Here is a 6,117-nt window from a genome sequence, read left to right on the forward strand (position 1 = left end):
AGTGTTTGACTTGCTCATAAAATGTCTTATTTAAAAGACTTAAATTTAAACGTTGACGTATTGTTTTGTTTAGTTTTCAAAGAACAATTAGAACAGCTTTTTTAATAGTACCACCGACTCACATTGGAGTCAATATGTTTTTTCAAAAGTTTTTGTTCTTAACAACAGATATAAATATATCACCATATCGAAATAGGTGCAATAGCTTTTTTGAAAGTTTTTCTGAAATAATATATGTTATAAAATTCCGACAAAAAAACCTTTGTTAAATCTAGGTTCTATTACATTTAGTGTCCCGGAGAAAGACTTTTCTTTCATATAAAAAAGCCTGGAGGATAATAATCTTCCAGGCTTTGACTCTATCTATTAACGATGGCGCATTAATGGGAATAATAATACATCACGAATGGAAGGTGCACTCGTTAATAACATTACTAAGCGATCGATACCAATTCCAAGACCGCCTGTTGGAGGCATACCATATTCCAACGCTTCGATGAAATCGTCATCCATTTCATGGGCTTCATCATTACCTTGTTCTTTTTCTTTCATTTGAGCTTCAAAACGTTGTCGTTGATCAATTGGATCATTTAACTCTGTAAATGCATTCGCGTGTTCACGACCAACGATGAATAGTTCAAAACGATCGGTGAATCGGGGATCTTCCTCATTTTTCTTAGCTAGTGGAGAAATTTCCACTGGGTGTCCGTAGATGAAAGTAGGTTGAATGAGCTTATCTTCAATCTTTTGCTCGAAGAATTCATTTACGATATGACCAAATTCCATATGCTCAGTAATTTCAACACCATGCTCTTTTGCAAGTGCTTGTGCTTCTTCCTTGGTCATATGCTTCCAGAAGTCAACGCCAACATATTCTTTAATAGCATCAACCATATGAAGTCTCTTCCATTCCGGTTTCAATTCTACTTGGTATTCGCCATATTGGACAGTCGTCGTACCAAGTACTTCTTCTGCAATATGAGCAATAAGGTTTTCAGTTAGTTTCATGATGTCACGGTAATCCGCATACGCTTCATACAATTCAATCATTGTAAATTCTGGGTTATGCCTTGTGGACACACCTTCATTACGGAATACTCGACCAATTTCATAAACTTTTTCAAGTCCACCTACAATTAGACGTTTTAAGTGTAGTTCGATTGCAATACGCATGAATAATGGCATATCCAATGCGTTATGATGCGTTGTAAATGGTCTTGCAGAAGCTCCACCAGCAATGGCATGCATCATTGGAGTCTCAACTTCTAAATAACCGTGGTTATCAAGGTATCTACGCATAGATTGGATGATTAAGCTTCTAGTAATGAAGGTTTTTTTACTTTCTTCATTTGTAATAAGGTCTACATAACGTTTACGGTATCGTTCTTCCACATCTTTAAGACCATGGAATTTGTCCGGTAAAGGACGAAGGGCTTTCGTCAAGAAAGTGAAGTCAGAAGCTTTAATAGAAAGTTCTCCAACTTGAGTTTTGAAAACTGTACCTGTAACCCCGATAATGTCTCCTAAATCAGCTGAATCGAAATCTGCATAGTTTTCTTCACCAATTGCATCTTGTCGTACATAAATTTGGATTTGACCAGTAAGATCTTGAATATGTGCAAAGCCAGCTTTTCCTTTTCCACGTTTAGTCATGATACGACCAGCAATGGTAACAGAAACTTTCTTTTCTTCAAGCTCTTCTTTTGACAAATCTCCATATGCTTCTAGAAGTTCTTTAGCATGATGTGAACGATCGAATCTCTTTCCGAATGGATCTTTACCTGCATCCATCATTGATTGCATTTTGTCGCGTCTAACTTGTAATTGGTCATTTAATTCTTCATGACTCATTAAAGCTCACTCCCATTTTTCTTTTATATATGTAATCACATTAAACATCACAATAATTGACACTTATCCATTTTACACAAGCTAATAAGATAAAACATCCATTTATACGAAAAACATCGTTATAGGTAACAAACAAATTATTCCTATGAAAATTTTCTCCTGCCTAGGACCCTCTCGTTATTAGCCTCGATGAATAAAACAAGGTGAAATAATATAAAAACTGCCAGATTACCTGGCAGTTTATTTACAGCGTATTATAGAAAAATTCGAAATCAAAGTCAACCAACGACTTGAGTTTCTTCTTTAACTTCATTTTCTTCTACTAGTGAGTAAAGTAAATTAACTAGTTCATCCCTAGTATTACATTCATTAATACCATTACGTACTATCGCATTTCCGCGTACACCTTTTAAGTACCACGCAGCGTGTTTACGCATTTCACGAACCGCAACATATTCATTCTTTAAATCAATCAGGCGATCCAAGTGTAGGACTGCAACATCCATTTTTTCACGTACTGTTGGCTCGTCCATTAATTCTCCTGTTTCAAGATATTTTACAGTACGGTAAATCATCCATGGGTTTCCAAGAGCTGCACGACCAATCATGACGCCATCTACTCCGGTTTCATCAAGCATTCGTTTCGCATCCTGAGGAGTTTGAACATCACCATTCCCAATGATCGGGATGTTAACTGATTGTTTGACTTCACGAATGATATCCCAATTTGCTTTACCTTCATACATTTGTACACGTGTTCTTCCATGAAGTGACACAGCTTTACCACCCGCACGTTCTACTGCTCTTGCGTTCTCAACAGCGAAAATGTGCTCTTCGTCCCAGCCCATACGCATTTTCACAGTGACTGGCTTGTCAACAGCGTCCACTACAGCCGACACCATTTCATAAATTTTATTAGGATCCAGCAACCATTTTGCACCTGCATCACATTTAGTAATCTTCGGGACAGGACAGCCCATATTGATGTCAATAATGTCCGCATTCGTATTGCGATCAACAAAACGTGCAGCTTCCACTAAAGTTTCTTTTTCGCCACCAAAGATTTGTAAGCTAAGAGGTTTTTCTCTTTCATCAATATAAAGCATATTCATAGTCTTTTCATTTTTAAAGATAATCCCTTTGTCGCTTACCATTTCCGCACAAACTAACCCTGCACCGAATTCCTTTACAGTCAGACGAAATGCTGAGTTACAAACACCGGCCATTGGGGCAAGGACTACAGGATTTTTCATGGTGATATCTCCAATTTTCAGCACAGCATTACCTCCTCTTTTTATAAAAATATCTATTTAACAGTAAATATGTCTTTTAATCTTCTTTCGGATTCAGCTCTCCTAGAGGTACATCGAGCATTTCCGCTACTTCTGTCAAAAATTTATCAGAAGGCATTCGGTTTCCTCTTTCAACTTCTCCTAATAAAGAAACAGAAACTCCAAGTTCTTTCGCAAATCCTTCTTGCGTAAATCCTTTCAGTTTTCGAAAGGCACGAATGCGTCTTCCCCATTTTTCTGCTTCCATTTTTGAACTCCTTCTTTCTCTGGCATGTTCTCTAACAATGAAGTTAGCGGGATATCCATCGTCGGAAGCTTGATGTTCGGTTCAGTTTCCAATAAAGGAATGAGGACAAATGCTCGCTCATGCATCCGAGGATGGGGAATAGAAAGATTATCCGCTTCAATATTCTCTTGATTATACAACAAAATGTCAAGGTCTATGGTTCGAGGACCCCACCTTATTTCCCTTTTTCTACCAAGATTCTGTTCAATAGATTGACATCTTAATAGCAACTCTTCGGGCGAATATCTGGTTTCGATTTTCACGACAATATTCAAGAAATTTCCTTGATCCGTATATCCGACTGGCTCGGTTTCGTATATGGAAGAAATCTTTAATACATCAATTGATGGATCTTCACCCAGTAATTGAACAGCATCCCTAAGATATTGGTATCGTTCTCCTATATTAGTACCTAACGACAAAAAAGCGTATGACTTCATTCGCCTCTACTCCTCGTAATTTCAATAGCTACAGATTTATAGTGTCCTGGAATAGGGGGATCCGGCTTAATTACTTTAACTGTACAGCTATGCACTTTTGAAAAACGCTCAAGAACCAATTCTGCAATTTTCTCTGCAACAGATTCTATCAGCTTATATGGTTCACCTTCAACTATTTCCTTACAGGTAAAATATAGTTCACCATAATTTATGGAGTCATTCAAGTTATCACTTTTTCCAGCCTTGGATAAATCAGCATTCACTGTCAAATCGACTTTGAATCGTTGCCCAAGCTTTGTTTCCTCAGGGAACACCCCATGGTAACCATAAAAATCCATTTCATTTAAATAGATTTTATCCAAGAGAAACACCCTTCCCAACCAGTACATCCATCACTTTGGCCATTCGTGCTATTTCTTTCACATCATGAACTCGCATGATCTGGCATCCTTTTTGGATACCGTAACATACAGTCGCCCCTGTGCCTTCCATTCGCTCTTGTGGAGGTAAATCCAAAATTTGTCCAATCATGGATTTACGGCTTGTTCCTAGTAAAACAGGGTAACCTAGTGATACTAATTTATCTAAGCCTCTCATCATATCTATATTTCGGTCAAAGTCTTTTGCAAATCCAATGCCTGGGTCTAATATAATGTTACAGTCTTTCACACCTGCTGATTTTACCAACTCAATACTTTGGTATAGGTCATAAAATGCATCTCGCAAGAAAACATCATAGTCCTTCCCTTCACGATTGTGCATCAAGATAATCGGGACATCTAATTCCGCTGCCACTTTAGCCATATCTGGGTCCGCTTTTGCTCCCCACACGTCATTGATGATATGCGCTCCAGCTTCCACAGCACGTAAAGCGACTTCTGCTTTATAAGTGTCAATAGAGATTGGTACAGGGACTTCTTTTGAGATGGCTTCAATAACAGGAATGACTCGGTTCAGCTCCTCTTCTACCGCAACCTTTTGCGCACCAGGACGTGTAGATTCTCCCCCTATGTCAATAATATCCGCTCCGTCTTCTACTAATTTCTTAGCTCGAGCTACCGCGACATTCACGTCATTGAACTTTCCTCCATCGGAGAAAGAATCAGGTGTAGTATTCAAAATCCCCATGATTAGTGTTTTTTTCTGATAATCCAGTTGGTACGGACCACATTGGATAGATGTCGATTGTTCTCTCACTATAAAACTCCCCTTTACTCAGTGCGATCAAATGGGTATTCATTCATTGTAAGAAGCTGCTCTCTTAGTTCGATATACTTCTTAAACAATAATGCCGTGATATCTCCTTGAACTCCCATGAAATTCTTAACTTCTTTTAAGCAGTCAAGTGCAACAATTTCTTGAATGGAGTTGGTTATAAACATTTCATCCGCTTCCAGGAGAGCTTCCACCATGAATTCTCCCTCTTTCACAAGGATGCCTTGTTGATTGGCAAGATGAATCACAAACTTCCTGGTAATCCCATTTAATATTCCCGTCTTAACGTCAGGGGTATATAAAACACCCTTTTTTACCCAAAATATATTAGAGACAATTCCTTCTGCCAAATATCCTTTTTCGTTTAAGAAAATTCCTTCGGCTTCATTCTCTGTCCCAATCTCTCGCTTAGCGATAATATTATTCAAATAATGATGAGATTTAAGACGGTACGTAGACTCTGGCGTATTTCTTCTTTGCCTCAATAAGATGGCCGTTTTGCTGCTCAATTGATCGGAAGCTGTAGGTAATGGATTCATAAAAATCATGATATTAGGATTGGTATAAGGGGAAGTCTGCAAGCCAATCGGACCATCGCCCGCTGACACATTCAACCGTACTCGAGCATTTTCCAATCTATTCTTAACCATTAATTCCTTCAATATCTCTGACAATTCCACTATTGATAGGGTGATATGGATATTTAACTCCCGTAAAGCATCTTGCATACGGTTTATATGATCTTCTAATAAAAATGGATGCCCCTTGTATAGACGAAATGTTTCAAACACTCCTAGCCCATACAAAAAACCATGATCAAACGGTGAAATAGACGCTTCATTCTCAGGAATAATCCTCCCATTTAAATACATCCACTTATTCATGAATTGATTGTTCCGACTTCGTATAGAATCCGACAAAATTACTCAGTAGCTGTTTTCCATTTTGAGTCATGATTGATTCAGGGTGAAATTGGACTCCTTCTACCGGTAACTCCTTATGACGTATGGCCATAATTTCTCCCTCCTCTGTC

At 38.2% G+C, this 6,117-nt stretch carries 8 protein-coding genes; all 8 read right to left on the reverse strand.

What is annotated here, in order from left to right; translation table 11 throughout:
• Positions 1-366: 366 nt before the first annotated feature.
• Positions 367-1,851, reverse strand: a complete 1,485-nt coding sequence (gene lysS, locus DBX25_RS17660) for a lysine--tRNA ligase (RefSeq protein ID WP_108672104.1) — start codon at positions 1,849-1,851, stop codon at positions 367-369.
• Between the two features lie 278 nt (positions 1,852-2,129).
• Entirely contained in the window at positions 2,130-3,149 is a 1,020-nt protein-coding gene (dusB, locus tag DBX25_RS17665; protein ID WP_205685260.1) for a tRNA dihydrouridine synthase DusB, read from the reverse strand.
• A gap of 31 nt (positions 3,150-3,180) precedes the next feature.
• Entirely contained in the window at positions 3,181-3,390 is a 210-nt protein-coding gene (locus DBX25_RS17670) for a helix-turn-helix domain-containing protein (protein WP_108672106.1), read from the reverse strand.
• On the reverse strand, positions 3,342-3,869 hold the full coding sequence (folK, locus tag DBX25_RS17675) for a 2-amino-4-hydroxy-6-hydroxymethyldihydropteridine diphosphokinase (RefSeq protein WP_108672107.1): 528 nt from the start codon (positions 3,867-3,869) through the stop codon (positions 3,342-3,344). Before folK ends, DBX25_RS17670 begins: the two co-directional genes overlap by 49 nt.
• Positions 3,866-4,231 (reverse strand): dihydroneopterin aldolase, encoded by a 366-nt coding sequence (gene folB / locus DBX25_RS17680; RefSeq protein WP_108672108.1) that lies wholly within the window; start codon positions 4,229-4,231, stop codon positions 3,866-3,868. The genes folK and folB overlap by 4 nt, the downstream gene beginning before the upstream one ends.
• Complete coding sequence (gene folP, locus DBX25_RS17685) at positions 4,224-4,997, reverse strand: dihydropteroate synthase (RefSeq protein ID WP_108672152.1); 774 nt, start codon at positions 4,995-4,997, stop codon at positions 4,224-4,226. Before folP ends, folB begins: the two co-directional genes overlap by 8 nt.
• 83 nt (positions 4,998-5,080) lie before the next feature.
• Positions 5,081-5,968, reverse strand: a complete 888-nt coding sequence (pabC, locus tag DBX25_RS17690) for an aminodeoxychorismate lyase (RefSeq protein WP_108672109.1) — start codon at positions 5,966-5,968, stop codon at positions 5,081-5,083.
• A partial coding sequence (locus DBX25_RS21490; protein ID WP_420812965.1) for a glutamine amidotransferase-related protein occupies positions 5,961-6,117 on the reverse strand: 157 nt, incomplete at its 5' end. The genes DBX25_RS21490 and pabC, both read right to left, overlap by 8 nt.

The organism is Peribacillus acanthi (genome assembly GCF_003073175.1).
In the GTDB taxonomy this organism is placed as follows: Bacteria; Bacillota; Bacilli; order Bacillales; family DSM-1321; genus Bacillus_BN; species Bacillus_BN acanthi.